General features: G+C 66.1%; 1 protein-coding gene. It reads right to left on the minus strand.

The window, feature by feature from the left end; all coding sequences use genetic code 11:
• The coding region (locus CFY91_RS16065) for an SWIM zinc finger family protein (RefSeq protein WP_341476605.1) at nt 1-817 on the minus strand (817 nt) is incomplete at both ends.

Here is an 817-nt window from a genome sequence, read left to right on the forward strand (position 1 = left end):
CCCAGGCTGGCCAGCAGGGGGCGCAGGCGAGCGAACGGGATGGCGATGCGTCGGCTCTGTCCGGGCAGCTGGGCAAGAAAGACTTCATCGTCGTCACGCAAGGCCATGGCCTGCGGGTTGAGCAACCAGGGCGAGCGACGTATCGCCTGCAGGAGAATGGGCAGCAGGCTGTGCGGCTGACCATCGATCTCGATACCCAGCTCCAGTTCGAACCAGTCCTGTGCGGGGCTCTCGTTGACCTGGGCATACCAACGGTCGACTGCGGCCAGGTTGAACTGGAAGTCGTTACGCGGTTCGATCTGCCAGCCCTGCTCGGCGAGAACGGGTAGTTGCTGGCTGACAAAGTCAATCCACGCGGCATCACTGGGGAGTTCGAAGGCTTCCCCGGCACTTTCCGGCAGCGCATCGCTTCGCCGCAGCGCCAGCTGCAGACCCGCGTCGAGTAGTTGCTGGCGGCAGCGGGCCTCGGCGGCGGCGTGCCGCTGGATAACCCACAACCCTTGATCATCACGCAGGCGCACGCTGTCTGGCTGCTTGCCATGCACCCGCTTGCCGGCATAACTGAAGGCCAGGGCGGCGCGATGCTGGGTCTGCTCGAGCATGCGCCCCTTGCGGGCGTCGAAGTGCACGCGGGACAGGCTGCCGAGGGACAGGATCGGTTGCGGGGCGATATCGGCGCGTGATTGTGCGCTGGGCGGGCTGCTGCGAATGGCACTAAGGTCCGCACCGCTGCGTTGCAGTTGTTCGAGGGTCAGCAGCGCCGCGGCGACGTGCCTGCAGTTGTGCGCTACGGGGCATGTGCAGCGGCCGTTGACTC

The sequence above is a fragment of the Pseudomonas fluvialis genome, assembly GCF_002234375.1.
GTDB lineage: Bacteria > Pseudomonadota > Gammaproteobacteria > Pseudomonadales > Pseudomonadaceae > Aquipseudomonas > Aquipseudomonas fluvialis.